23 protein-coding genes and 1 pseudogene are annotated in these 26,216 nt (G+C 70.3%); 11 read left to right on the top strand and 13 right to left on the bottom strand.

Annotation, left to right across the window (positions count from 1 at the left end; translation table 11 throughout):
- The 4 genes and pseudogenes from Q8S40_RS12255 to Q8S40_RS12240 form a co-directional block, all read left to right on the top strand.
- A pseudogene (locus Q8S40_RS12255) lies at positions 1-255 on the top strand (aspartate/tyrosine/aromatic aminotransferase); the annotation flags it as partial.
- Between the two features lie 77 nt (positions 256-332).
- Positions 333-992: a DsbA family oxidoreductase gene (locus tag Q8S40_RS12250; protein ID WP_305670624.1), complete on the top strand. Its 660-nt coding sequence runs from the start codon at positions 333-335 to the stop codon at positions 990-992.
- A gap of 29 nt (positions 993-1,021) precedes the next feature.
- Positions 1,022-1,579 (top strand): LemA family protein, encoded by a 558-nt coding sequence (locus Q8S40_RS12245; RefSeq protein ID WP_304811890.1) that lies wholly within the window; start codon positions 1,022-1,024, stop codon positions 1,577-1,579.
- Between the two features lie 15 nt (positions 1,580-1,594).
- Positions 1,595-2,731, top strand: coding sequence for a M48 family metalloprotease (locus Q8S40_RS12240; RefSeq protein WP_305670622.1), 1,137 nt, complete (start codon positions 1,595-1,597; stop codon positions 2,729-2,731).
- Here the strand turns inward: Q8S40_RS12240 and Q8S40_RS12235 are convergent.
- The 10 genes from Q8S40_RS12235 to Q8S40_RS12190 all read right to left on the bottom strand — a co-directional run bounded on the left by Q8S40_RS12235 (position 2,625) and on the right by Q8S40_RS12190 (position 13,831).
- Positions 2,625-3,257, bottom strand: coding sequence for an aspartate/glutamate racemase family protein (locus Q8S40_RS12235; protein ID WP_304811895.1), 633 nt, complete (start codon positions 3,255-3,257; stop codon positions 2,625-2,627). The genes Q8S40_RS12240 and Q8S40_RS12235 overlap by 107 nt on opposite strands.
- Before the next feature lie 4 nt (positions 3,258-3,261).
- The gene (locus Q8S40_RS12230; RefSeq protein ID WP_305670621.1) at positions 3,262-3,723 is read right to left on the bottom strand and encodes a hypothetical protein; all 462 of its coding nucleotides are present in this window, start codon (positions 3,721-3,723) and stop codon (positions 3,262-3,264) included.
- Positions 3,724-4,080: 357 nt separating this feature from the next.
- Positions 4,081-4,578 (bottom strand): hypothetical protein, encoded by a 498-nt coding sequence (locus Q8S40_RS12225; protein ID WP_305670620.1) that lies wholly within the window; start codon positions 4,576-4,578, stop codon positions 4,081-4,083.
- Positions 4,579-4,640: 62 nt separating this feature from the next.
- Positions 4,641-5,585, bottom strand: coding sequence for a RimK family alpha-L-glutamate ligase (locus Q8S40_RS12220; RefSeq protein WP_305670619.1), 945 nt, complete (start codon positions 5,583-5,585; stop codon positions 4,641-4,643).
- Entirely contained in the window at positions 5,582-6,286 is a 705-nt protein-coding gene (locus Q8S40_RS12215) for a hypothetical protein (RefSeq protein ID WP_305670618.1), read from the bottom strand. Before Q8S40_RS12215 ends, Q8S40_RS12220 begins: the two co-directional genes overlap by 4 nt.
- A gap of 708 nt (positions 6,287-6,994) precedes the next feature.
- Entirely contained in the window at positions 6,995-8,206 is a 1,212-nt protein-coding gene (locus Q8S40_RS12210) for an MFS transporter (protein ID WP_305670617.1), read from the bottom strand.
- Between the two features lie 21 nt (positions 8,207-8,227).
- Positions 8,228-9,130: an FkbM family methyltransferase gene (locus Q8S40_RS12205; protein WP_305670616.1), complete on the bottom strand. Its 903-nt coding sequence runs from the start codon at positions 9,128-9,130 to the stop codon at positions 8,228-8,230.
- Between the two features lie 185 nt (positions 9,131-9,315).
- A complete protein-coding gene (locus Q8S40_RS12200) occupies positions 9,316-10,392 on the bottom strand; it encodes a methyltransferase domain-containing protein (protein ID WP_305670615.1) in 1,077 nt (358 codons plus the stop codon).
- Positions 10,392-10,859 (bottom strand): thioredoxin-dependent thiol peroxidase, encoded by a 468-nt coding sequence (bcp, locus tag Q8S40_RS12195; protein ID WP_305670614.1) that lies wholly within the window; start codon positions 10,857-10,859, stop codon positions 10,392-10,394. The genes Q8S40_RS12200 and bcp overlap by 1 nt, the downstream gene beginning before the upstream one ends.
- A 14-nt stretch (positions 10,860-10,873) precedes the next feature.
- Complete coding sequence (locus tag Q8S40_RS12190) at positions 10,874-13,831, bottom strand: bifunctional [glutamine synthetase] adenylyltransferase/[glutamine synthetase]-adenylyl-L-tyrosine phosphorylase (protein ID WP_305670613.1); 2,958 nt, start codon at positions 13,829-13,831, stop codon at positions 10,874-10,876.
- 86 nt (positions 13,832-13,917) lie between these two features.
- Between Q8S40_RS12190 and Q8S40_RS12185 the strand changes: the two genes are divergently transcribed.
- Positions 13,918-17,091, top strand: coding sequence for an AsmA-like C-terminal region-containing protein (locus tag Q8S40_RS12185; protein ID WP_305670612.1), 3,174 nt, complete (start codon positions 13,918-13,920; stop codon positions 17,089-17,091).
- Here the strand turns inward: Q8S40_RS12185 and Q8S40_RS12180 are convergent.
- Both Q8S40_RS12180 and tyrS read right to left on the bottom strand, forming a co-directional pair.
- Complete coding sequence (locus tag Q8S40_RS12180; protein WP_305670611.1) at positions 17,018-18,724, bottom strand: DUF6311 domain-containing protein; 1,707 nt, start codon at positions 18,722-18,724, stop codon at positions 17,018-17,020. The genes Q8S40_RS12185 and Q8S40_RS12180 overlap by 74 nt on opposite strands.
- Positions 18,725-18,856: 132 nt before the next feature.
- Positions 18,857-20,074: a tyrosine--tRNA ligase gene (gene tyrS, locus Q8S40_RS12175; protein WP_305670610.1), complete on the bottom strand. Its 1,218-nt coding sequence runs from the start codon at positions 20,072-20,074 to the stop codon at positions 18,857-18,859.
- Positions 20,075-20,137: 63 nt separating this feature from the next.
- On the opposite strand from tyrS, the gene Q8S40_RS12170 reads away from it, so the two are divergent.
- Complete coding sequence (locus tag Q8S40_RS12170) at positions 20,138-21,232, top strand: anhydro-N-acetylmuramic acid kinase (RefSeq protein ID WP_305670625.1); 1,095 nt, start codon at positions 20,138-20,140, stop codon at positions 21,230-21,232.
- Positions 21,233-21,281: 49 nt separating this feature from the next.
- Here Q8S40_RS12170 and Q8S40_RS12165 read toward each other — a convergent pair whose 3' ends face one another.
- A complete protein-coding gene (locus Q8S40_RS12165; RefSeq protein ID WP_304811918.1) occupies positions 21,282-21,950 on the bottom strand; it encodes an alpha/beta hydrolase in 669 nt (222 codons plus the stop codon).
- Positions 21,951-22,495: 545 nt separating this feature from the next.
- Here Q8S40_RS12165 and Q8S40_RS12160 point away from each other — a divergent pair.
- The 5 genes from Q8S40_RS12160 to Q8S40_RS12140 form a co-directional block, all read left to right on the top strand.
- Entirely contained in the window at positions 22,496-22,990 is a 495-nt protein-coding gene (locus Q8S40_RS12160; RefSeq protein WP_305670609.1) for an Rrf2 family transcriptional regulator, read from the top strand.
- Positions 22,974-24,065 (top strand): cysteine desulfurase family protein, encoded by a 1,092-nt coding sequence (locus Q8S40_RS12155; protein WP_305670608.1) that lies wholly within the window; start codon positions 22,974-22,976, stop codon positions 24,063-24,065. The genes Q8S40_RS12160 and Q8S40_RS12155 overlap by 17 nt, the downstream gene beginning before the upstream one ends.
- A 5-nt stretch (positions 24,066-24,070) precedes the next feature.
- A complete protein-coding gene (locus Q8S40_RS12150) occupies positions 24,071-25,285 on the top strand; it encodes a cysteine desulfurase family protein (RefSeq protein WP_305670607.1) in 1,215 nt (404 codons plus the stop codon).
- An 8-nt stretch (positions 25,286-25,293) separates the two neighbouring features.
- Complete coding sequence (locus tag Q8S40_RS12145) at positions 25,294-25,623, top strand: ferredoxin family 2Fe-2S iron-sulfur cluster binding protein (RefSeq protein ID WP_304811927.1); 330 nt, start codon at positions 25,294-25,296, stop codon at positions 25,621-25,623.
- A gap of 1 nt (position 25,624) precedes the next feature.
- A partial coding sequence (locus Q8S40_RS12140) for a TenA family protein (protein ID WP_305670606.1) occupies positions 25,625-26,216 on the top strand: 592 nt, incomplete at its 3' end.

Here is a 26,216-nt window from a genome sequence, read left to right as displayed (position 1 = left end):
ATCGGGCAATTGCCCGGCTGGCGGCTGGACGCCATCGGCACCTATTTCGCCTATCTGCGCCTGCCCGATGGCGCGCCGGATGCCGAGGCGGCGGCGGCGTCCCTGGCCGAGACCCAGGGGCTGATGACGCTGCCCGGCCCCTTCTTCGGCCCCGGCCAGCAGCGCCATCTGCGGCTGGCCTTCGCCAATGCTGGGGCGGAGGTGCTGGCCCAGGTGCCGGGCCGGCTGGAGGAATGGGCGCGCCAGGCCGGCTGAGTGTGTCAGGCGTTTCGCGGCGGCTTGACCGTCTGAGGCCCCGGGTGCGAGGTCAGGCCTGAAGCCCGGAGGCCGCCATGCGAACGCTCGACATCATCTCCGACGCCATCTGCCCCTGGTGCTGGATCGGCAAGCGGAACCTGGATACCGCGCTGGAGACATTGGCGGCGGAGGGGCTGCACTTCGCCATCCGCTGGCGCCCCTTCCAGCTCAACCCGGAGATGCCTGTGGAGGGCGTCCTACGGGCCGCCTATCGCGCCCAGAAATTCGGCTCCGAGGCGCGGGGGCGGGAGCTGGATGCGAATGTGGCCGAGGCCGGCCGCGCCGTGGGCCTCGGCTTCCGGCATGACCTGATGCAGCGCACGCCCAACACCGTCGCCGCGCATCGCGTGATCCGCATGGCGGAGGCCGCGGGCGTGCAGCATGCTGTGGTGGAGGCGCTGTTCCAGGGCTATTTCCAGGACGGCCGCGATGTGGGCGACCACGCCACGTTGGCGGAATTGGCCGGCACCGCCGGGCTGGCGGCCGAGGCCGTCGCCGCCATGCTGGAAGGCGAGGCGCACAAGGCGGAGGTACTGGCGGAGGATGGCGCGGCGCGCCAGGGCGGCATCAACGGCGTGCCGTCCTTCCTGATGGATCGCCACCTTCTGTTCAGCGGCGCCATGCCCGCGACCCGCATGGCGGACGCCTTCCGCCACGCGAACACCATCCTGTCCGAGCGTGCTTCGGCCGCGTAAACCTGCTCATCACGTAAGGGATTATGCCCGTGGAATGGGTGCTGCTCGGTCTCGTCGTCCTGCTGCTTCTGTGGCTGGTCGTCATCTACAACCGGCTGGTTTCGCTGCGGCAAATGGTGTCGCAGGCCTGGGCGGATATCGAGGTGCAGCTGAAGCAGCGCCACGACCTGATCCCGAACCTGGTGGAGACGGTGAAGGGCTACGCCGCGCATGAAAGCAGCACGCTGGAGGCGGTGATCCAGGCGCGCAACGCCGCGGTGCAGGCGAAGGGGCCGGAACAGGCCTCCGCCGCCGAAGGCCAGCTTGGCGCCGTGCTCGGCCGGCTTTTCGCGCTGTCCGAGGCCTATCCGGACCTCAAGGCCAACACGAACTTCCTGGCGCTGCAAAGCGAGCTTTCAAACGTGGAGAACACGCTGGCCGCGGCGCGGCGCTTCTTCAACAACAGCGTCGCGGAATACAACGCCTCCATCCAATCCATCCCGGCCGTGTTTTTCGCCGGCTCCCTCGGCTTCGGCCCGCGTGGCTTCTTCGAGCTGGATGAGGGGGAACGCGCGGCGACGAAGAACGCGCCGCAGGTGAAGTTCTGAACCGGGGCCGGCGCCATGCTGCCGACCCATGGCCTGCGGACGCATATCTGGAACACCGGCCTGCGGTCCGTGCTGCTGCTGGCCGGCTTCCCGGTGCTGCTGGCGCTGATCACCTGGTCCGTCGCCCTGCTGTTCGCCGCCGCCGAGGCGGTTGATTTCCAGCAGGGGCTGCGGGATTCGATAGGCCTGCTGCCGGCCGCCATCCCGGTGGCGCTGCTGATCTCCGCCATCTGGTTCGCCATCGCCTGGTTCTCCAACCAGTGGATCATCGACATGATCTCCGGCGCCCGGCCGGTGACGCGAGACCAGGAACCGGCGCTGTGGAACATGACGGAGGAATTGGCGATCAGCCGCGGCATGCGGATGCCGCGGCTGGCGGTGATCGAGACCGAGGCGCGCAACGCCTTCGCCTCCGGCCTGACGCGCGACAAGGGCGCGGTGACGGTGACGCGCGGGCTGATGCAGGCGCTGGGGCCGCGCGAATTGCGCGCCGTGGTGGCGCATGAACTGACGCATATCCGCAACGGCGATGCGCGCCTCGGCGTGGTCGCCGCGGTCTTCGCGGGCGTGATTACCACGGTGGGGGAGGTGATGTGGCGCGGCATGCGCCTCGGCCGGTTGCGGCGCCTGCCGCGCGGGACGGGCGGTGGCGACGGCAAGAGCCGGGGCGGCGCCATGCTGCTCGTGATGCTGGCCCTGGCCATCGCGGCACTGGCCTGGGTGCTGTCCATCGTGCTGCGCATGGCGCTGTCGCGGAACCGCGAATACCTGGCCGATGCCGGGGCGGTGGAAATGACGGCGGACCCGGACGCCATGGCCGGCGCATTGCGGAAGCTGGTGGGGCAGGAGGCGATGGAAGGCCTGCCCGGCCAGATGCGCGCCCTGCTGCTGCATGATGGCGCGAACAGCCTCGGCCCCGCCTGGTTCGCCACCCATCCGCCGATCGAAAAGCGGATCGAGGCGCTGCAACGCTATGCCGGCGCGCGCGACATGCCGGAGCGTGACATGCCGGAGATTGGGGCGCCCGCGCCGGACGCAACCGTGATCATGCGCCCAGAAGCGCCTTCAACTGCCGCACCGCACTCCCCGGCGTCGTCACCACCGGCAATCCCGTGGTGGCGGATACGGCCCGGGCCGCCCGGGCCAGGCTGAACTGTCCGAGCAGGATCACGTCGCAGCCCTCGAGCCGCCGCGCGGCTTCCGCCGCCAGCCGGTCATGCGCCGCCACATCGCCCGCATCCAGCGCGGCCAGCGCACCCTCCGCCAGGCAGGGCACCACCTCCACGCCCGGCGGGAATTCCGGCGGCATGGAAGCCAGCGTACCGGGGAAGGTCGCCAGCAGGCCGATGCGCTTGCCGATCGCCACGGCTTCCTCTATCGCCGCGGCATTCGGCTTCAGCACCGGGATCGGTGCCAGATCCGCGGCCACCGCCTCGATGCAGGGACCGAAGGCGGAGCAGGAGAACAGCACCCCATCCGCCCCGGTGCCGCGCGCGTAGCGGCCCAGCGTCAGGAAACGCTCCGTCATCGCCGGCGTCAGCGCACCATCCCGCGCCAGGTCGGCCGAGAGGCTGTCATCCAGCAGGTTCATCAGCCGCGCCTCGGGCCAGGCTTCGGCGAAGGCAGCCTCGATCGGCGGCGGGGAGTGCCGCAGGGCGTGGATCAGCGCGATACGCACGGCTTCAGTTGCCGACGCAGCGCTGCAACGGGGAGGGGAAGTCGGTGCAGTTGGGGAAGGCGATCTCGTTCGCGCCGCGGCGTTCCACCCGCAGCGTGTTCGGCCCCGTCGGGCAGCCGAAGCCGAGGTCCGCCGGCAGGCGGGAGGCCAGCGGCCCGGTCGGCCCGGCGGCCGGCACGAAGCGGAACTCCAGCACGTCGGGGCTGGCCTGGACCGTCTCGATGATCCGCTGGCGGTAGGCGACATCGAAGACGGAGGCGCGCAGCACCACATCCTTGGTGAAGATCACCGAGGGTTGGCCGGTGCAGCTTGGCCCGCTGGTCTCGCCGGGCGGGAAGATGCCGCCGGTCCAGGACCCGAACACCCAGGCATGCGGCAGTTCACCCTGCTGAGGTCCCTGTTGGGCCCCGGCGCTGCTGCCAAGGGCCGTTGCCGCCACTGCCGCCACCAGCATCCACCGTCGCATCCCGCGCTCCTTCACCATTGGGAAACAGCATAGCGCGGGCAGGGGGGTGGCGGCTATTGCTGCCCGCCCGGGTCTGCCGCGGTGTTGTTCGGGTGGGGAAGAGGGGGGCAAACTTCCACGCGACATGCCAAATCGGTCGAGCGCGCGAAATTGCAGCGGCTATTGCGCTGTACTGGCGGTCGGGCCGGCACCGGCAGCCTGATCGCCGGGGGCTGCGTCGACGAGGGGGGGTCTGTGGCCCGTCTGCGCCCAAGCGCCCGGGTGGTGCCGCGTGAGGCCATCGTTCAGGAACTGCCCCACGCCGCGTCGCCGCCGCCAATCGGCCATCGTGATAATTGGCTTTACCTCATCTGATCCTCAGCGGAGCTGTCCTCGCCGCTGCAGCTCGGCCATTACCCGCTCAAGGACCACCTCGGTGATGCGTTCGATCGTGAAGTCGATCGGCTTGTCCTCAGGCTTCAGGCCCTCTGGCTTGAAGGCTTCCTTCTCCTTCTCGCCTTTGAAGCCCTCCTTCTCAGGTTTGGAAAACTCCTTCTCAGGCTTGCGAATCTCCTTCTCCTTCTCACCCTTGAAGGCCTCCTTCTCAGGTTTCGAGAACTCCTTCTCGGGCTTGCGAATCTCCTTCTCCTTCTCGCTCTTGAAGCCCTCCTTCTCAGACTTGGAGAGTTCCTTCTCAGTTTTGGCGATCTCCTTCTCCGCCTTAAGCACCTCGATGTGCGCGCCGACGAGTGCGGAAAGATCGCTGACCTTCATCTTCGAGATCTCGGAGTCGAAGTCGATCGCGCTAGGCCGGTTGGACTGGTCGATCATCGGCTCCTTGCGGGCAGCGCCCTTGTCACCGCTTTCTTCCGCCATGGTCTCATCCTCCTTCGGATTTTCTGGGCGCCGACAAGCCGGCCTTGCCCAGTCGCCGTGTGTCAGACCAACAGATTGCTGTCCGCGCCGCCCGGGGCGGCGGCAAGCTGCATCAGGTGCGCGACCAGCGCGGCCATGATCGGCTGGCCGCTGAGCCGTTCGTAGAAGGTGAACTGCGGGAAGGGGTTGAGCTCCAGCACCACATGCCGGCCACTCGGCTCGACCCGGAAATCAATGCCCGAGGCGACGAGCCCCATCCCGCGGGTCGCGGCCACGCAACGCTCGCCAAGCCCGTCCGGAAGGATCGCCGCCTCGCCGCGCACCCTTTCGTCGTTGAAGGCGGCGCGGCGGTAATCCGCATCCTCGCTGACCAGGCGCGTGGCGATCCACTCCTCGCCAATGACATGAACGCGCAGGTCCTCGCCCGGAATCCGCTCCTGGAACACGGTCGGCGAGTTCGGCAGATGCACCAGCCGGGCGCGCCTTGCATCGGTAAGGATCTGCACGAGCGTCATCATGTTGCTCGCGCCCTTGAAGATGATCTCGCGGCTTCCGCAATTCGGTTTGAAGACCGCAGCGGCTTGCGGGCAGTTGGTCAGAAGCGTGTCCGGCACCTCGAAGCCCATCTCGGCCAGCAGGCCGAGCTGATAGACCTTGCTGTAGTTCGAAAAGGCGTGCGCGGGCGGGTTCACAACCGGGCAGCGAACCTGGAGCAGCATCAGGTTCAGCGCCACCTGAAGCGCGCCAAGCGGCTCGGTGACCGCCGGATCGAGGGTGCGGGCCACGGCATGGCGCACGAAGATGGCCCGGATCGGGACGCGCCCGTCGCAATCCTGGCCGGTGATGCGGAACAGCAGGTGGCCTGCGCCGTCCTCCTCCGCCACGATGTCGATCGGGCGGTCCAGCGCGTCCTCGTCCAGGGCGCGGAATTGCGCCCCAGCCTCCCGCAGCCGCTCGACGAGGACCGGGAACACCTTGTCCCGCCCAGATCCGATCACGAGGATCATTGGGCCGCTCCGACGAGAAGCCGCGCGAGCGCGTCCCCGACGCGGTCCGCCGGGCCCGCCGGCCCGGGCGGCATGCCAGGAAAGGGATCGACCGCCAGCACCGCGTCACCGTCGGAGGCGAGGTCCACCCGGGCGAAGTGGATGCCGGTCTGCCGCTGCCAGTCACGCAGCGCTTCGCCCGCCAATGCCGTGGGCGCGGCGTTTCCGGAAGGGCCAAGCACCAGCCTGCCAGCGACGAGCCACTCCTCGATCCCGGCCGCCCCCGCGCGTGACGGCGGGGCGCGCAGCTTGAGGTGCCGCGCCAGGTCCTGGCGCAGGGCCTCTGGATAGCTTGGATCGCCGAGCCACCAACCCAGGCCGAAGTCGTTTACCGTTGGCACCTTCAAGGCCTTCAGGACAGCGATCCATGCAGCGAGTGTCTCGTGGAAGACGAAGCTTGCATCAGGGAGATCAAAGCCATCCTCGGGCCACCAGGCGCGCCGCACGCGCAGGAGCACGCCGGAGACTTCCGCCAGGGGCAAGGGCTGCGCAGCCACGGGGAACAGGGTGCCTTCGACCCGAGGGCCGTTGCGATGCAGTTCGAAAGGGGTGCCGTAAAGCTGCGCCTCGGAGAGATGCAACGTAGGATGCCCGAGCGCGACCATTGCCCGCCGGGTGGACGCTATGGTCGTGTCCTCTGGCTCGCCGATCAGAAGGAACATCCGACGCCCATTCGCAAGCAGGGCGGCGCTTCACGCCGACCTGGATCAGGCCGCACTCATTCCGGTTGAGTTTATCGGCTGAGGCGGAGGGGCGGCTGAAGAATCGTATTGGCTCACGGATTGATGAGTGCCGCTCATTCAAAGTATCATTTTTTGTAGGCATATCGATTCGGCGACGTTCAAGATTTGATCTGCCTAATCGCGGTTCGAGTGACCGTCCATTTTCGACCCTGTCTGCCGCGTGTATTGGCACGTTGCTTGGATTGGAGCGCATGCAAACGGCAAGAGCGGCTACCGCGTTCAAGCCGGCGCCTGGGCTCTGGTTTCGCGCAAGCCGATCCACTCCCCAGCCGGTCCACTCCTCAGCCGGTCCCGACGCCGCCGGAAGCGTCCGGACGTGCCGCGCGGAGCAGGCGAATCCCTCAGTGATCGCGCCAGCGGACCGGGCTTCGGCCCATTCTGAGCGCACGCCTGAAAAGCCGATAAAGCCGTCGTGCAGACATGGTTCAGCGCACGAGCTGGCGGTGGGTCGGGGGCTACTCCGTGGCGCTACTCCTCTGGATCAAAGCGCATGACCAGGAAGGCAGCCAAGCGACCATGGCCCGGTGCGGCGGTCGCAAAAGTCTTTCCCAGAACAACAAGGTTTGGGGAACCAGTGCCCCTTTGCGCGCCTTGAGCAGCCCCTCTGCACGCACCAAAAAATTGCTTCTACGCCGCCGCCCCTGCCGGACGCGCCAGCGGCGGGTCCTTCACCGGCAGGTGCACCAGCGCCGCGAAGGCGGAAGCCCCCACCCCGATCCACCACATCAAATCGTAGGACCCGGTCATGTCCAGCACCACGCCGCCCATATAGGCGCCGGTGAAGCCGCCCAGCTGGTGGCCCAGGAACACCAGGCCGAAAATGGTGGCCAGCCAGCGCGTGCCGAAATTGCGCGCCACCAGCGCTACGGTCGGCGGCACGGTGGACAGATACAGCAGCCCCATCAGGGCGGAGAAGATCATCACCGTCGTCGTGGTCTTCGGCAGCAGCATGAAGCCGGTGATCAGCACGCCGCGCGCGGCATAGATGATCACCAGCAGTTCCCGCCGCTTCCAGCGCTGCGTCAGCTCCCCGGAGACCAGCGACCCACCGATGTTGAACAGCCCGATCAACCCGATCGCCCCCGCGCCCACCGCCACCGGCAGGCCGCAGTAATGCACGAAGCCGGGCAGATGCGTGGTCAGGAAGGAGATGTGCAGGCCGCAGACGAAGAAGCCGAAGAACAGGTACCAGAAGGTTGGTGTCCGCAGCGCGCGGCGCAGCGCCTGGCGCGCGGTTTCCTCATCCTTCGGCGCCACCTTGGCGCGCGGCGGTTCGCCCAGCGTCCAGGCGAGGGGGATCATCAGCAGCGCCGCGGCCGCCATCAGCGCCAGCGTCGTCTCCCACCCCAGCGTGCCGATGCCGATCCCGGCCAGCGGCACCACCAGGAATTGCCCGAAGGAAGACCCCGCCGTGCCCAGCCCCACCGCTCGCCCGCGCTGGCTTTCCGGCAGCAGCCGCGTCAGCGTCGCGATGATCACCGGCATGCCGGCGGCAGACACCGCGATGCCCATCACCACGCCGGCGAAGAAGGTGAAGACGCCCAGCTGCACAGCCATCAGCATGCCGAGGATGCCGATGGCGTAGAGCACCGCGCCGCCCATCACCACCGCCCGCCCGCCATAGCGATCCGCCACCTGGCCGCAGATCGGCTGGCTGATGCCGTTCAGCAGCACCTGCAAGGCGATGGCGAAGGAAAAGCCGGAGGCGGTCCAGATATTGGCCTCCGTCATCGGCGCCAGGAACAGCCCGAAGGAGTTCCGCAGCCCCATGGCGAGCGCGGCGCACAGCACGCCGCAGGTGATCAGCACGCCGGCGGTCACGGCAGGGCGGGATGTCATGCGGCCGGCCTCCCTCAATTCTCAGGCCAGCGCGGGCAGCTCCCGCGCCGCCAGGATGTTCCGCACGCCATCGGTCATGGCGCTGAGCGTCTCCACATCCACCGCTTCCAGATCGGAGCGTTCGCCGATGTTCCAGAAACGAAAGCCCAGCCGGTCGAAAAGCTGAACCAGTTCCGCGGCACTGCTGCCCTGCGCTGCCAGCATGCCGGGGGCGAATTCGAACATCACCTTGGCGCGCGGCGAGCGCGCCAGCAGGTTCCACATGCCATGCACCGCACGGGCTTCGGTGCCCTCCACATCCATCTTCACCATGTCCACCTGGAAGGCCGGGTCGGGGAACATCGCATCCAGGGCGACGACACGGCAGGCCTGGGCCACGCCATCCTCCGGCACATGGCCGGGATGGATGGAAAGATGCCCGCCGCCGCCCCATTCCCAGGAGAACAGCAGCTCCGCGATGCCTTCCTCCGCCCCCACCGCCATGTTGTTGACCTTGGCATGCCCGGTGAAACCGTTCACCGCGAGCGACCGCCGCAGCAGGGCGGCGTAGCGCGGATTGGGCTCGAAGGCCTCGACCCGCCCCGTCGGCCCGACGGCCAGCGCGCCGAGCAGCGAATACACGCCGAGATGCGCGCCGAGGTCGAGCACGGTATCGCCCGGCCGGATCATCTTCTCGTACAGGCTGGTGTAGTTGGTCTCCCACGTGCCCTCGATCAGCAGATGCGGGGCGATGTCGTTGCCGCGGGTGTCGACGAACATCTTGAGCCGGCCCTGCAGCACCGTCAGCGCCGTGTGGTCGCCCAGATAGGCGGTGGGCGTGTAGTGCACCGGATGCGTACGGGCGGCGAAATAGGCGATGGCAGCTTCCAGCCGCCGCTGCACTTGGAGGACCCGGCCGGGCAGCGACAGCAGATCACGCAGCATGCGGCAGACAGCCTCCGATCGGGCGCGACAACAGGGCGGCGGCGGGACAGGCCCGGCTTCCGCCCCGGAAGCGATGAAACGCACGGCAGAACGAAAAATCAGGCCCGAAGCACCCGACACCCGGAACAGGCCCGGCTGGCGGGCGGTTTAGCCGAACCCTCCGCAAAAAAGAAGTTGGCCTGGTTTCACGCCGCCTTCCGCAGCGCCAGGCCGAAGGAGGTGAGGACCAGCGCCCCATGACGGTGCTTCGGCCGCGGCGGGCCTGCCGGATTGGTGGCGACTTCCGCATCCTGCGGCTCCAGCCCGGGATGCAGGTTCACCGGCAGCATCTCATGCCCCTGCGCCTGGATCTGCGCCGCCAGCGCCTCCAGGTCCCGCCGCCGCAGCGCGGCGAGTGTCGGGTGGTCCACCGTCGCGACGTCGGAGGTGATGTTGAGGCTGAAGGTATGCGCCGCGATGCCGCCCGGCTTCAGCACGCGCAGGCTTTCCTCCAGGAAGGCGCTGGCGGCGGCGAGCGAGCCGGTCCGGTCCACGGCGGAGGCCGACCAGCAGAAATCGAACTGCCCATCCAGATCGGCCGGAAGGTGGTTCATGTCGATGTCGCGGTAGCCGACCATCGCCTCGAAATCCTCCAGATGCAGGATCTCGGGGTGAAACAGCGCCATCTGCTGCGCGCCGGGCGGCAGTTGCACATCCTCCGCCTCATGCGGCAGGTCGCTCGCCAGCACGCGCACGCCGCGGGATGCGAGCAGGGAGGGAATGCGTTCGCGCCCCACCCCGAAGCCGATCGCCTGCTTGCCGGCGGCGATCATGCCATGGGTGGCGAGCAGGGAGACGATCCAGGCCTGTTCCCAGCTTCGCCGGGTGCGGCCCGGCGCCATGCCCATGGCCTCGGCGATCTCGGCGAAGACCGGGTCGTCGAATTGCGCGGCGGTGCACATCTGCCCCACCGGATTCTCCAGGCTCGGCGGTTCGAATCGATAGGGGAAGGCGGGGTCGGCGGGCGGGCGCATCAGGAACAGCGGCATGCCATAGGCCGGCACGCCCTCCACCGCGGCATCGAAGAAGTCGTAGAATTCCCAGGTGTTGGAGAAGGCGCGGCGCAGCGTCGCCAGATCCGGCAGGTTGCGATGCGCCTCCACCTCCTCGGCCGAGAAGGGCTCGCGGCCGATCAGCAGGCGGAAGGCCCAGGCCACGGCATCGGGGCTGAGCTTCTGCTGCGCTGCCTCCGCTGAGTATCCGGGTCCGGCCTGCTGATCCATCACAACTCCTTCGCGGCTTCCAGCACCTGCGCCGCATGCGCCTCGGGCTTCACCTTGCGCCAGACCCTGGCGATGCGCCCATCGGCGGCCACCAGGAAGCTGGAGCGCTCCATGCCCATGTAGGTCTTCCCATACATCGACTTCTCGACCCAGACACCATAGGCCTCGGCCACCTTGTGGTCCTCATCCGAGGCCAGCGGGAAGGTCAGGTTGAATTTCTGGGCGAATTTCTCGATCGGCTTCATCGGGTCGGGCGAGACGCCGATCACGGTCAGGCCGGTCTTGCCGAGGGCGGGCAGTGCCTCCTGCAGCCCGCAGGCCTGCTTGGTGCAGCCGGGCGTGTCCGCCTTCGGGTAGAAATACAGCAGGAAGGGCTTGCCCTTCAGCTCCGCCAGGCTGGCGGTGCGGCCGCCGGAGGCGGGCATGGAGAAATCCGGGGCGGGGGCGCCTTCGGTCGCGTCGGTCATGAGGATGGCTCCGGTCAGGGCTGCTCGGGGCTGCCGATATGGCGGGTGAAGCTTTCGCGCACCTGTTGCGCGACCGCGCGCATCTGTGCGCGGTAGGCCGGTTGGTCAATCGTGGCGCTTGCGGCGACCGGCGAGGGCAGCAGCTGGCCGGTGGCGGCGGCCAGCGCCAGCGCCACCGGCTCCGGCAGCGTTTCCTCCGGCCAGCGGCCGACGGTCAGGCGCAGATGCGCGGTGATGGCGCGCCACAGCCGGTCTGCGGCCACCAGCGCCGCCGCCTCCGCCTCCGGCAGGATGCCCGCCTTGGCCAGGGCGGCGAGCCCGAGGCGCGTGGTGGGGGAAATCACCGCCGGCAGCCGGTGGGCATGGGCCACCTGCAGCGCCTGGGAGATGAATTCCACCTCCACCAGCCCGCCCGGCCGGTGCTTCACATCCCACGGCCCATCCGCCGGCAGGTCGCGCAGCATCCGCGCCCGCATCGCCCGCGCATCGGCCAGCACCTGTGTGGCGTCCGCGCTCCGCGTCTGCGCCTGGCGGATCGCCGCCTCCACCTTCCGCTTCAGCGCCGGCGCACCGGCCACGAAGCGCGCCCGGGTCAGCGCCATGCGTTCCCAGGTCCAGGCCGATTCCGCGTGATAGCGCGCGAAGGACGAAAGCGAGACGGCGACCGGACCCTTCGAGCCGGAGGGCCGCAGCCGCATATCCACCTCATACAGCCGGCCCTCCGCCCCCGGCGCCGTCAGCGCGCCGACCATCTGGTTGGCCAGCCGCGCGAAATACTGGGAGGGGGCGAGGGATTTGGTGCCGCCCTTGCTGTCCGGCGCCTCCGCCGGATGGTCATAGACCAGGATCAGGTCGAGGTCGGAACCCGGCAGCATGTCCCGCCCACCGAGCTTGCCGAGTGCCACCACCCCCAGCGCGCCGCCCGCCACCTTGCCGTGGCGCTGGGCGAAATCCTGCGCGATGCGGGGCAGCAGCGCGCCGATCGCGGCATCGGCCAGCGCGCTGCGGGCGAGGCCGGCGGCGTCCGTGTCCAGCCGGCCTTCCAGGGCGGCGGCATCGATCTCGAACTTGCCCTCCGTCACCAGCCGCCGCGCCGCCTCCAGCGCCTCCTCCAGGAAGCGCGCATCCTTGACCAAGGCGGGGAGGGAGGCGGCGGGGTCGTTGCCCGGGGCGGCGTGGCCGGCGAGCAACCCGTCCAGCGCCGCGGCGTTGCGGGCGAAGTGGTCGGCCAGTTGTGGTGCCGCGCCGAGCACGAAGGCCAGCCGGTCGAGCAAGGCCGGGTTGCGCGCCAGAAGGGACAGCACCTGCACACCGGTCGTCATCCGCGCCAGCGCGGCATCCAGCCGCATCAGCGCGGCATCGGGCTGCGGCTGCTTCGCCAGCGCGGCGAGCAGGCTGGGCATCAGCGCGGTCAGCAACTCGCGTGCCCTTTCGCTGCGCGTCGCGCGCGCCCGGCCGTGATGCCAGCCACGCACGGTGGCGGCGACGGCGGCCGGGTTCTGGAAGCCCAGGCCGCGCAGCGTGGCGAGCGTCGCCGGGTCGTCCTCCACCCCGGTGAAGACCAGGTCGCCCTGCACCTCGTCGCCGGCCGAAAGATCGGGCGAGGTTTCGAACAGCCCGGCATAGCGCCGCTCGACCCGGGTCAGGTGGCCGGTGAGCGCGCTGGCAAAGGCCTCCGGCGTATCGAAGCCCATGAAGGAAGCGATGTTGGCCAGCCCCGCCGCATCCTCCGGCAGCCTGTGCGTCTGCCGGTCTGCCACCATCTGCAACCGATGTTCCACCTGGCGCAGGAAGCCATAGGCGTCGGCGAGGTCGGCTGCCGCGCGGCGGTCGATCTTGCCGGCGGCCGCCAGGGCCGCCAGCGCGCCGAGCGTGGTCGGGTCGCGGAGCGCCGGGTCGCGGCCGCCCCAGATCAGTTGCAGCACCTGCACGGTGAATTCGATCTCGCGGATGCCGCCGCGGCCGAGCTTCACGTCATGGCCCGCCACCTGCACCTGGGCATTGGCGCCCTTGTGGCCCTTATGGGCGTGGATCTGGCGCTTGATGGAATGGATGTCGGCCACGGCGGCGAAATCCAGGTGGCGCCGCCAGACGAAGGGGCGGATCTCGCGCAGGAAATGCTCGCCCAGCGCGCGGTCCCCGGCCACGGGTCGCGCCTTGATCATGGCGGCGCGTTCCCAGTTCTGTCCCATGCTCTCATAGTAGATGATCGCCGCCGGCAGGCTGACGGCCAGCGGCGTCGCCGCCGGGTCCGGCCGCAGGCGAAGGTCGGTGCGGAAGCAGTAGCCATCCTCCGTCCGCTCATCCAGCAGCCGCACCAGGTCGCGGGCGAGGCGGACATAGATGGCGCCGGCGCGGTCGGCGTCGTAGGTTGCGGCCTCCGGGTCATACAGCACCATGAGGTCGATATCCGAGGAGTAGTTCAGCTCCCGCCCGCCAAGCTTGCCCATGCCAAGCACGATGAGGCCGGAGCCCTTGCAGGTGGCGCGCGGATCATGCCGCGCCGCGCCGCCCGCCAGCTTCAGGTCGCCGCGCGCCTGTGCCTCTCGCAGCAGATGGGCGCAGGCATAGTCGGTGCAGGCATCGGCCAGGTCGGACAGCGCGCCGGTCACCCGGTCCAGCGCCCAGAGCCCCAGGATATCGGCGACCGCCGCGATCAGCGCGGCCTGGCGCTTGGCCTGGCGCAGCAGGCTGGCAACGCCCGGGCGGGTCGCCGCCGGGTCGGCCCGGCCCAGCGGGTCCAGCGCCAGGGCAAAGGCCGCATCCGGCCCGCGTTCCATCAGCCGCAGCAGCGTGGCGGATTCGCGCAGCGCCAGATCGGCCAGATACGGGCTGTGCCCGCCGAGCGCGGCGAGCAGCGCGGTGCCTTCCGGCGTGGCGCCGAAACTTCGCTCCGCCGCGCCGCGTTCGGCGAAGCGACCGGCGAGCTGGCTGGCGGCCTCCGCGTCATGCGGACGGGGCAGGGCCGGCATGGCGCGGGGCGGCGCGGCCGGGAGCCTGGCGGGTTCGGGCAGGGTGGGGATCGACCGGGCATTCGGCATTGGAGCGCAGCGTGGCGATGAGGCGCGCCGCCGGTCAAGTGGCGCGAGAGGCGCATCGCGCCCTGCGGCTGCTCTCGGCGCTGGCGGTGCTGCTGCTGCTGGCGACCGGGGCGGCTGCCTTCCGGCTGTCCCAGGGCCCGATCGACCTGCCCTTCCTGGCCACCGCGATCGCCGACCAGGTGAACATCCCCGGCCCGAACGGCACGCCGCCCGAGGCGCGCTTCGAAATCCATCGCGCCAGCATCGGCTGGCAGGGCTGGCGCGAGGGCCATCTCTCGCCGGTTGAGCTCCGCCTGTCCGGGGTCCGCATGGTGGAGCCGGGTGGTGCGGTGCGGATGGAATTGCCGGATGCCGCGGTCAGCCTTTCGCTGCCCTGGCTGCTGCGCGGCCAGCTTGCGCCGCGCCAGCTGGAATTGCAGCAGCCGGTGCTGACGCTGCGCCGCGATGCGGCCGGCGACGTGTCCCTGCTGCTGGGTGAGACCGGTGGCAGCGCGACCGGCGCCGATGCGGATCTGGACCGCATCCTGGCGGATCTGCTGCGCCCCCCTTCCGACCGCACCCCGCTTTCCGCCCTGCAATCGCTGCGGATCCTGGGTGGACGGATCGTGGTGGAGGATGCCGCGCTCGGCCTGACCTGGGTGCTGGACGAGGCGGATGTCACGCTGCGCCGGCGGCTCGGCGGTGGCTTGATCGGCAACGCGGTGGCAACGCTGCTGCTGGGCGGTGAACGGGTGCCGGTGACGCTGGGTGCCGAACTGGATGCGGCCGCCGATGCCGGACCTGCGCAACTGTCCTTGCGCCTGCTGCTGCCCGAACTGCGCCCGATGCTGCTGGCGCAGGCCGCCCCGGCCCTGGCGCCGCTGGCCCGGCTGGATGCCACCGCGCGGATCGAGGCGCGCGCCCGCCTCGACACCAGGGGAAAGTTCCAGGGGCTGCACGCGCTGCTCACCACCGGCCCGGGCGCGCTGGAACTGGGCGAGGGCCGGCGCATCGCCCTGTCGCGGCTGGAGTTGGACCTCGAGGCGGCGCCCGACCGTGTCACCATCCCGCGCGCCCTGCTGCGCCTGGATGGCGATGCCGCGCCCAGCCTGACCGTGCAGGCCGCAGCCGCCCGGGCCGGGGAAGCCTGGCAGGGCGAGGCGACGCTCGGCCTGGACCAGATGCCGATCGCGGAGCTTTCGCGCCGCTGGCCGGAGGGGCTGGCGCCGCATGTCCGCAGCTGGATCGTGCAGAACCTGACCGCCGGTACCGCCCGCGACGGGCGCTGGCGCATCGCGGCCGAGGCCGGGCCGGGGCTCGCCGCGGCCCGCATCACCAGCCTGGAGGGTACGCTGGAGGTGGCGGAGGCCACGGTGCATTGGCTGCGCCCGATCCCGCCCGCCGAACGCGCCACCGGCACCGTCACCTTCGGGCTGGAGGAAATCGGCATGCGGATCACCGGCGGCCGGCAATCCGGCGGCACGGTGACGGTGCGCGATGGCAGCATCCGCTTCCTGCTGCCGCCCGGCGCGCAGGAAACCGCGCAGATGGAATTCAACCTGGCCGGCCCCATCCCGGATGCCCTTGCCGTGGTGCAGCACCCCCGCCTGCGCCTGTTCGAGCGCCAGCCCTTCCCGGTGAAGGACCCGCGCGGCAGCATGGAGGCGCGGCTCAACATCGCCTTCCCGCTGCTGTCCGACCTGCCGGTGGAGCAGCTTCAGCTGCGCGTCCAGGCGCGGCTGCGGCAGGTGCAGATCGCCGATGTGCTGCTCGGCCGGCCGCTGGAACGCGGCACGGTGGAACTGACGGTGGACAATAACGGCCTGCGCGCCAGCGGCACCGCGACACTGGCCGAGATCGCCGCCCGGCTGACCGTGGAGATGGATTTCCGCAACGGCCCGCCCGGCCAGGTGGTGATGCGGGAGACGGTGCTGGCGGAGACGGATGCGCGCAACCTGGTGGCGCTCGGCCTCGCCTTCTCCGAAGTGGTGCAGGGGCAGGTCGGCCTCGATGTCCGCACCGAGCGCCGCCGCAACGGCCAGGGCCGCGCCACGGTGCGGGCCGATCTGCGGCAGGCACGGCTGATGATCGACCCGCTCGCCTGGTCCAAGCCGCCGGGCCAGAACGCCGGTGGCGACATGGTGCTGCGCCTGGCCGGGGAGAATCTGACGGCGATCGAGAGCTTCCGCATCGAAGGCCCCTCCATGCGGCTGCGCGGCAGCGCCAGCTTCACGAGCGGCACGCGCCTGGAGCGCGTGGCGGTGACGGAAGGCGTGGTGGAGGATAGCCGCTTCACCGGGGAGGCCCGGCCACCGCTGGAGCCCGGTGGTCCCTGGGCGCTGACGCTGCGCGGCCAGGTGCTGGATCTGCGCCGCATGCTGTCCGAGGACGCCAGCGGTGCGGCGGCCGCCACGCCGGACAATGAGACCAGCCCCGCCTTCGCCGCCGATGCGCGGTTCGAGCGGGTCCTGCTGGGCCCCAGCCGGGAACTGGCCGCGGTGACGGCGCAGCTGCGGGTGGATGGGCGGGGTGTGGTGCGGGCCGGAACGCTCGCCGGCCGCGCCGGTCCGCGCGGCGCCTTCCAGGCGCAGATCGCCCCCGCCGGCGCCGGCCGTTCGCTGCGGCTGGAGGCGGAGGATGCCGGCGCGCTGCTCGGCAGCTTCGACGTGCTGCGGCGGCTGGAGGGCGGGCGGCTTTCGGTGCAGGGCACCTATGCCAGCAACCGCCCCGGCGCGCCGCTATCCGGCACCGCGGAGATGAGCGACTTCGCCATCCGCGGCGCCCCGGCCGTGGCCAAGCTGCTGCAGGCGATGACGCTGTATGGGTTGATGGAGGCGGCCTCCGGCCCTGGGCTCGGCTTCAGCCGGCTGATCGCGCCCTTCAACCTGACGCCCGATGTGCTGGCGCTGGGTGAGGCGCGGGCCTTTTCCGCCTCGCTCGGGGTGACCTTGACGGGAACGCTGGACCGCCGGCGGCAGCGGCTGGACATGGCGGGCACCATCGTGCCGGCCTATTTTTTCAACTCCCTGCTCGGCAATATTCCGATCCTCGGGCGCCTGTTCGCGCCGGAGGCCGGCGGCGGCCTGTTCGCCGCCACCTTCCGCGTCAGCGGCCCGGCGGATGATCCGGCCGTGAACGTCAACCCCCTGGCGGCGCTGACGCCTGGCTTCCTGCGGGGGCTGTTTGGGATTGGTCAGCAGGCCACGCCGTGACCGCTTCATGCCAGCCGGGCGCGAGCACCCAGACGCCGTCGAACTGCTCCAGCAGGTCCCGCGCCGGGTCCATCCCGGCCCGCGCCGCCGCCAGCATGGTGTCATCACCCAGCACATAGAGGCTGTCGGGCTCGTATTCCCCGGTGGCCAGGCGATGCAGGGTTTCCTGGTTCAGCGCCTGCACCCGGTCCGGGTCGATGCGGGCCAGGTAGACGGCATCGGTGGGCAGGTCATGTGTGGCGGCCAGCACCGCCACCTCCTCCCAGTGCTGGGCCTGCATGCCGGTGGGGGCCAGGCGGATGCGCTGGTACTGCGCGGTGGCCTCGATCCAGAACGGCTCCGCCAGGCGAAGCGGGGCGGTGGCGGGCGCCGGGGGGAAATACTGCGCCAGCCGCGCGAAGCCGGGCCGCAGATCTGCCGCCTGCACCAGCAGCAGCCCGGCCAGCAGCAGCCCGGTGCGCCGGCCGCCCAGCGCATGCGCCAGGGCGGCGATGGCGCCGAGCACCAGCGCATAGGCCAGCGGCCAGAAGAAGCGGACGGAAGCGCGCAGCGCATCGGCCGCCGCCAGCACCGGCTGCGGCAATTCCGCCAGCACCAGCACGATCTGGCCGCCGACCGAGACGCGGTGCGTGACGGCGATCGCCAGCAGCACGCTGAGCCCGGCCACCAGCGGCCAGCGCCGTGCCAGGAAGCGGCGCGGGCGCCAGAGGAAGGCGATCCCACCGGCCAGCAGCAGCAGCAGCGTGCCGAGGCCCAGATAGCTGTCGCGTGCTTCCAGATGGTCGGCGCGCGGCAGTTGCGGCAGAAGGCCACCCCAGTGATTCGGATCGAAGGGCGCCAGCAGGTCGAGCTGCATCTCGCCGAAGCCGCCCCAGGTGCCGCCGAGGCCGCCGCCCAGCAGGAAGAAGCCGCCCGCCCAAAGCCCGGCCAGCCCGCCCCCCGGCACGGCCAGCGCCTCCACCGCCAGGGGCAGGGGGCGGCGCTCGCGCGGCAGGGCGCGGGCCAGCCAATCCGTCGCCCACAGCCCGGCCACCATGGGCAGCAGATAGGCGTGGATCAGGGAGGCAGCGAGCACCAGCGCCACCCAGGACGCCAGCCGTCGCCAGGGCGGTGCCACCGTCAGGCACAGATACAGCGCGGCGAGCAGCAGGAACTGCCCACCCAGCGCGAAATGGCCGCCGAGCCGGTTCAGCAGGATCGGCTGCAGCACGAACAGCGCCGCGCCCGCCAGCCGTGCAAGCCCATCCTGTGTGACCAGCCCGATCAGCCGCCAGGCCAGCAGCGCCTGCAGCGCCCCGCAGGCGAAGATCCACAGCCCCCAATATTGCGGCACCTCCATCAGCGAACGCAGCGCCTTGAAGGTGAAGGCCAGCAGCGGGATGGAATCGGAGAAGAAGATGCCGGATGCGACCTCCAGCCCCCAATCCGGATTGGCCCCGGGCGGCCAGGCCCAGGGGCTTCGGGCGAAATAGGTCCAGCCGAGCCAGTATTGCACCGGGTCCGGCCCGATCGTGCCCTCCAGCATCCAGCCTGTGTTGCCGGGCCAGAAAATCTGCCAGCCATAGGTGCCGGCAACGATGGCGATGCCGAGGGCCATGGCCGCGATGGCACCTGCCCAGCCCGGAATCCTCATGCGCCGCACCCGATCCTCCGTCTCGGCCGGTGGGGAGACCGGCGCCAGTGACAGGATCGGCGCAAACCGCGGCGATTTCGTGACGGAATATTCACTTCCCCGCGCTGGGCGCGAGGCGGACATTCCCGCGGATCAGCCCGGCCGCACCAGGAGATGCCGCTTGCGGCCGAGCGAAAGCTTCGCCGCACCGTCGCGCAGATCCGCCACGGCAACGGCTTGCGCGGGGTCGCTGATGGCGACGTCGTTCAGCCTTATGCCACCCTGCGCCACCAGCCGGCGGGCCTCGCCCTTGCTGGCGACGAACTTGGCCTCCACCAGAATATCCACCACGCCGGCGGGCAGGGTGGTGGTGTGGGTGGGCAGGGTTTCCGCCGCCTCGCCCTGTTCGAAGGCGCGGCGGGCGGTCTCGGCGGCGGTCCCGGCGGCATCCCGGCCATGCAGCATGGCGGTGGCCTCGGTCGCCAGCACCTTCTTCGCCTCATTGATCTCGGCGCCGGCCAAAGCCCCAAGGCGCGCGACTTCCGTCATCGGCAGGTCGGTGAACAGGGCGAGGAAGCGGGGCACATCCGCGTCCTCCGCATTGCGCCAGAACTGCCAGTAGTCGTAGGGCGCCAGCCGGTCCGGGTTCAGCCAGACGGCGCCGGAGGCGGTCTTGCCCATCTTGGTGCCGGAGGAGGTGGTCAGCAGCGGCGTGGTCAGGCCGAAGGCCTCGGCGCCGGCCATCCGGCGCACCAGATCGGCGCCCATGATGATGTTGCCCCACTGGTCCGACCCGCCCATCTGCAAGGTCACGCCGAGGCGCCGGTGCAGTTCGAGAAAATCGTAGGATTGCAGCAGCATGTAGTTGAATTCAAGGAAGCTGAGCGGCTGGTCGCGGTCCAGCCGCAGCTTCACGCTATCCATGGTCAGCATGCGGTTGACGCTGAAATGCCGCCCCACTTCCCGCAGGAAGGGGATGTATTCCAGCTTGTCCAGCCACTCCGCATTGTCGAGCATGACCGCGTCATCCGGGCCAAACCGCAAAAAGCTGTCGAAGCTGCGGCGGATGCCGGCCTTGTTCACCTCGATCTGCGCATCGGTCAGCAGCGGGCGGGCCTCGTCGCGGAAGGAGGGATCGCCGATCTTGGTGGTACCGCCGCCCATCAGCGCCACCGGGCGGTTGCCGGTGCGCTGCAACAGGCGCAGCAGCATGATGGACAGCAGATGGCCGACATGCAGGCTGTCCGCCGTGCAGTCGAAGCCGACATAGGCGGTCACCCGCCCCTGGGCCGCGAGACCCTCCGCATCCGTCACCTGGTGGATGAAGCCGCGCTCGCGGGCGGCGTGCAGGAAGTCCTGGGTGGCGGTCATGGCGGGTCTTGGTGGTCCCTGGGGCTTTCGGAAGTGGCGGCGGCGTAGCACGTTGGGGGGATGCTGCGAACCATAGGTCTGATGAGCGGAACCTCCCTCGACGGGGTGGATGCCGCATGGGTGGAAACGGATGGGGAGGCGATCGGCCGGCTCGGCCCGGTGCTGACGCTGCCCTATGCGCCGGCCCTGCGCCGCGACCTGCGGGAGCTTCTGGACCGCGCCGGGGAGATCGGGCCGGATGATCCCTTCCTCGCAAGCTGCGTGGACCGTCTGACGGAACGGCATATCGAGGCGGTGCGCGCCATCGGCTGGCCGGCGGACCTCATCGGCTTTCACGGCCAGACCATCCTGCACCGGCCCAGGCGCCCGGGTTCCAACGCGGCGGGCTTCACCTGGCAGGTGGGCGACGCGGCCAGGCTGGCGCGGGAGACGGGGCTGACCGTCGCGCATGATTTCCGCTCCGCCGATGTCGCCGCGGGCGGGCAGGGGGCGCCGCTGGTGCCGGTGGTGCATGCGGTGATGGCGCGGGCGCTGCCGAAGCCGCTGGCCATTCTGAACCTGGGCGGGGTGGGCAATGTCACCTGGATCGGCCGGGACGGCGAATTGGTGGCCTTCGATACCGGCCCGGCGAATGGCCCGCTGGATGATTGGGCCCGGCACGCCACCGGCGAGGCCTATGACCGCGATGGCCGCCTGGCGCTGGCGGGGCAGGCGGATGGCGGCGTGCTGGCGCCGCTGATGGCGCATGCCTGGCTGGCCGAACCGCCGCCCAAATCCCTGGACCGGCTGGATTTCGACCGGGCGCTGAAGGACGCCGGCGCGCCCGCACTGTCCCCCGCCGATGGCGCCGCGACCCTTGTGGCCTTCGCCGCCATCTGCGTGGCCGCCGCGGCGCGCCACTTCCCGGAACCGCCGGTGCAATGGCTGGTGGCCGGCGGTGGGCGGCGCAATCCGGCGATGATGCGGGCGCTGGGTGCCGCTTTGGCCGAGCCGGTGCGGGCGGTGGAGGTTGCGGGCTGGAACGGGGATGCGCTGGAGGCGCAGGCTTTTGGTGTGCTGGCGGCCCGCGTCTGGCGCGGCCTGCCGCTGACCTTCCCGGGCACCACCGGCGCGCCGGGGCCGATGCCGGGTGGGCGGCTGGTGGGGCCGCTTTTGTAGGATTTGGGCTGCGGGCGGAGGCGGGCAGCGCAGCCCGCCTCCGTGCCGGTCAATCCGCGGCGAGTGCCATGCGGTGGCGGTTCAGCATGCCCATCACATGGTCCTCACACGCATCGGCCACCTGTTCCGCCTGCGGCGGGGTGTAGATGTGGCCGGCGCCGGGCATCACGCGATAGTCGATGGCGATGCCCTTCTGCGTGTTCAGCTTGTCCACCAGCTTCCGCACGCTGCCTTCCGGCACCAGCTCGTCATCCGACCCGTGCAGGATCAGCCCGTTGCAGGGGCAGGGGGCGAGGAAGCCGAAATCATAGTGGCTGGCGGGCGCCGAGACGGAGACGAAGCCCCCCATCTCCGGCCGCCGCATCAGCAACTGCATGCCGACATAGGACCCGAAGGAATAGCCCGCGACCCAGAGGGAGGACGCGTTGGGGTTCACCGCCTGCAGGAAGTCCAGCGCCGCCGCGGCATCCGAAATCTCGCCGATGCCGCCATCGTAGCGGCCCTGGCTGCGGCCGACGCCGCGGAAGTTGAAGCGAAGCGTGGAGAAGCCCATCGTCTGGAACCGCTGATACAGCGCATGAACGACGCGGTTGTTCATGGTGCCGCCATGCAGCGGGTGTGGGTGCAGGACCAGCGCGACCGGCGCATTGGCCTGCTTCGCATGGTTGTAGCGACCCTCGAGCCGGCCATCCGGCCCGGCGAACATGACTTCAGGCATCGTCCTGTCGATCCAGTCCATGTTGGGTCCACGGTGCGACGGGCGCGGAGGGGCGCCGTCTGCCATGGGCCATGGCCGGAGGAGGGCATGCGCATACCGCCCGCCTCCTGGCCGTTTGGGAAGCCACACACCGCCGCCGCGGCGCGCCACAGGCACTTGCAGAACCGCAATCGACGTCCTGCCGATCCCGGGCCAGCGAATTCCACCTCATGCCGGTTCCCACGCTCCGGCGCCCATTGTTGACGGCGCTGGTCGGGAACAATAGCCTTGGGTGGGCGACTGGCTCGAAGGCATCCGGCCTCGGTCGTGGTTCTGGTTGGGTGCGGCAGCCCGCGCCCGTGGACACCCCAGGGAAGGCTCCCAAACCCCAGGGTCCACCCAATATAGGTTAGGCAGGGTCAGGTTTCATATCGGATTCACGGGACGCCACGCAGGTTCCTGTGCCCGGCCTGGATTTCCTGGGCCATATGTATGGACATTTATCTCTTGGCAGCGCGGCCCGCACCCCCCTTCGGCCCAAATAACACGCAGGACGGGAGACCGGGATGAGGCTTTCCACCCGTGGTCGGTATGCCGTGATGGCGATGGTCGAACTGGCCGCGCGTGATGACGAGTCGGCGGAGGCCTGCCGGGCCGGCCGGCAGGTGAGCCTGGCCGAGATTGCCCAGGCGCAGCGGCTTTCGCTGGCCTATCTCGAACAATTATTCGGCCCGCTGCGCCGCGCCGGGCTGGTCGCCTCCACCCGCGGCCCCGGCGGCGGCTACCGCCTGGCGCGCCCGGCGCGGGAGATTTCGATCGCCGTCATCGTCGATGCGGTGGATGAACCGATCCAGGCGACCCGCTGCGAGGATGGCGGCCCGGGTTGCCTCGCCGGGGAACGGTGCCTGACGCATGACCTCTGGGCCGAACTCGGCAACCAGATCCATCTGTTCCTGTCCGGCGTGTCGCTGGCGGATGTGGTGCGCGGGCAGATCGCCGGCCGCGCCGTTGCGCCGCTGGACGCGCCTCAGGCGCCGGCCGCCCATGACCCTCTATCTTGACGCCAACGCCACGGAACCGCTGCGGCCGGCGGCGCGGGATGCGGTGCTGGCGGCGCTCGACCTGACCGGCAACCCCTCCTCCGTCCATGCCGCGGGCCGTGCGGCGCGGCGGGTGCTGGAGGCGGCGCGGGACCAGGTGGCGGCGCGCTTCGGGGCCGGGCCGGGAGAGGTGGTGTTCACCAGTGGCGGCACGGAAGCCAACATGCTGGCCATCCGCGCCCTGGCCGGCGGCCGCCGCGTGCTGGCCGGCGCCACGGAACACGCGGCGGTGCTGGCCGCCGCGCCGGGGGCGACCCTGCTGCCGGTGCTGTCCGACGGCACGCTGGACCTGGATGCGCTGGAGGCGCTGCTGCCAGGCCCCCCGACGCTGGTCTGCCTGATGGCGGCGAACAACGAAACCGGCGTGATCCACCCCCTGGCCGAGGCCGCCGCGCTGTGCCGGGCGCATGGCGCGGCTTTGCATGTGGATGCGGTGCAGGCGGCCGGGCGGGTGCCGGTTTCGCTCACCGCGCTGGGGGCGGACAGCCTCGCCATCTCCGGCCACAAGCTGGGTGGGCCGAAGGGTGCCGGGGCGCTGCTGCTGCGGCCGGGGCTGGAATTGCCGCCGCTGATCGCCGGCGGCGGGCAGGAACGCGGCAGGCGTGGCGGGACGGAGGCGCTGCCCGCCATCGCCGGCCTTGGCGCGGCGGCGGAGGCGGCGGACCCGGCCCAGGCGGCGCGGCTGGCGGGGCTGCGGGATGCGATCGAGGCCGCCTGCATCGCGCTCGGCGCGCGGGTGGCAGGCCAGGGCGCGGCCCGGTTGCCCAATACGGCCAACATCATCCTGCCGGGTGCTGCCGCCGAGACCCAGGTGATCGCGCTGGACCTCGCCGGGATGCAGGTCTCGGCAGGGGCCGCCTGTTCCTCCGGCAAGGTCGGGCGCAGCCATGTGCTGGCGGCGATGGGGGAGGCGGAGGGCGGCATCCGCGTCTCGCTGCCCTGGAATGCGCCGGCGGATGCGGCGGAGCGTTTCCTGGAAGCCTGGTCGGCCATGCAGAATCGCCTCTCCCGCCGCGCTGCTGCCAGGACCATCTGAACGCCATGACCCGCCCGATCTACCTCGACAACCACGCCACCACCCCGGCCGATCCGCGTGTGCTGGCGGCGATGCGGCCCTGGTGGGAGGAGAATTTCGCCAATCCCGGCTCCGTCGAACACGCCATGGGGCGGGATGCGGAGGCGGCGGTGGCGGAAGCCCGCGCCCATGTGGCGGAACTGATCGGTGCCGAGCCGTCCGAAATCCTGTTCACCTCCGGCGCGACGGAGGCGAACAACCTGGCCATCAAGGGCGCCGCGCGCTTCGCCGCCAGCCAGGGCAGCGAGCGCCGCCGGGTGATCACCCTGGCCACCGAGCACAAATGCGTCCTGGAAAGCGTCAAGGACCTGGTAGCCGAGGGGTTCGCGCCGATGATCCTGCCGGTGCGGCCGGATGGGCTGCTGGATTTGTCCGTGTTGGAAGCGGCGCTGGCGGCGGAACCGACCTTGCTGGTCTCCGTCATGGCCGTGAACAACGAGATCGGCGTGGTGCAGGATCTCGTGGCGATTGGCGCGCTGGTGAAGCAGCATGGCGCGCTGTTCCACACGGATGCGGCGCAGGCGGCGGGGCGGATACCGCTGGATGTGAGCGAGATCCGCGCCGATCTTCTCTCGCTCTCGGCGCATAAGGTCTATGGGCCGAAGGGCATTGGGGCGCTCTATGTCCGGCGGCGGCCGCGCGTGCGGCTGGCGCCCTTGTTCTCCGGCGGCGGGCAGGAACGCGGCCTGCGCTCCGGCACCCTGCCGGCGCCGTTGATCGTGGGGTTTGGCGAGGCCTGCCGGATTGCGGCGCTGGAGGGGCTGCTGGATTCCGGCCGCATCGCCGGGCAGCGGGACCGCTTCCGCGCCGCGCTGGCCGATGCCGTACCGGGACTGGTGGTGAATGGCAGCACGGAGGCGCGCGTCGCGGGCAACCTGTCGCTGTCCTTCCCCGGCGGCGTGACCGCGCAGGACCTCATGGCGGCGGCGCCGGAACTGTGCGTTTCCACCGGCTCGGCCTGTTCCTCGGCCGAGGTCGAGCCCTCCTATGTGTTGCAGGCCCTGGGTTTGCCCGCCGAACAGGCCCGCGCGACCTTGCGCATCGGGGTGGGCCGCTTTACCTCGCCCCTGGATGTGGATCGAGCAGCCGCGGCCCTGGCCGCCGCCTGGCGCCGAGCCATGGAGTCCTCGGACAGGAATGGCGCCTCGGGGCACACCCCCAGGACAAGCGCGGCGGAGTAGTGGCTGACATGCCGAAGATGACCTTCATCGAGCGGAACGGGGTGGCCCGGGAAGTGGACGCGCCGCTCGGCCTTTCGGTGCTCGAGATCGCGCACAAGCATGGCGTGGATATCGAGGGCGCCTGCGAAGGCTCGCTCGCCTGCTCCACCTGCCATGTGGTGGTGGACGGCACCTGGTACGGCAAGCTGGCCGATGCGACGGAGGATGAGGAGGACATGCTCGACCTCGCCTTCGATCTGCAGGAGACGTCGCGGCTGGGCTGCCAGATCATCATGACGGATGCGCTGGATGGGCTGGTTGTGAAGCTGCCCGCCGGCACCCGCAACGCCGGCGGCTGAGATGGCGCAGGGGACCGGGCAGGCCTGGGAGGATTTCGGCGCGGAGGGTGGGCTGTTCCGCCGGCTGCGCGCGGATTGTGCGAAGGATTGGCGGGCCTACACCTGGCATGAATTCTGCCGCCGCCTGTCTGACGGCAGCCTGCCGCTGGTCGCCTTCCAGAACTTCCTGATCCAGGACTATCTGTTCCTGATCCAGTTCGCGCGCGCCAAGGCGCTGGCCGTCTTCAAGGCCGAGAGCCTGGAGGCGATGCGGGAGAAGACGGAGTCGATCTCCGCCATCCTGGCCGAGACGACGCTGCACCTGAAGTACTGCGCCGAATGGGGCATCCCGGAGGCCACGGTCCGCCGCACGGCGGAATCGGCCGAGACGGTCAGCTACACGCGCTACGTCATCGATCGCGGGCTGGCCGGCGATATCCTGGACCTGGAGGTCGCGCTGGCCCCCTGCACGGTGGGCTATGGGGAGGTTGCGCTACGCATCCTGGCGGACCCCGCGCGCAAGGTGCAGGGCAACCCGGATCAGGGCTGGATCGACGCCTATGCCGGCGAGGACTACCAGAAGCTGGCGCGTGCCGCCGCCGCGCGCATCGATG

The organism is Falsiroseomonas sp. (assembly GCF_030695085.1).
Classification (GTDB): Bacteria; Pseudomonadota; Alphaproteobacteria; order Acetobacterales; family Acetobacteraceae; genus Falsiroseomonas.
The sequence above is the reverse complement of the archived record's forward strand: the minus strand, read 5'-3'. Positions and strand labels throughout refer to the sequence as shown.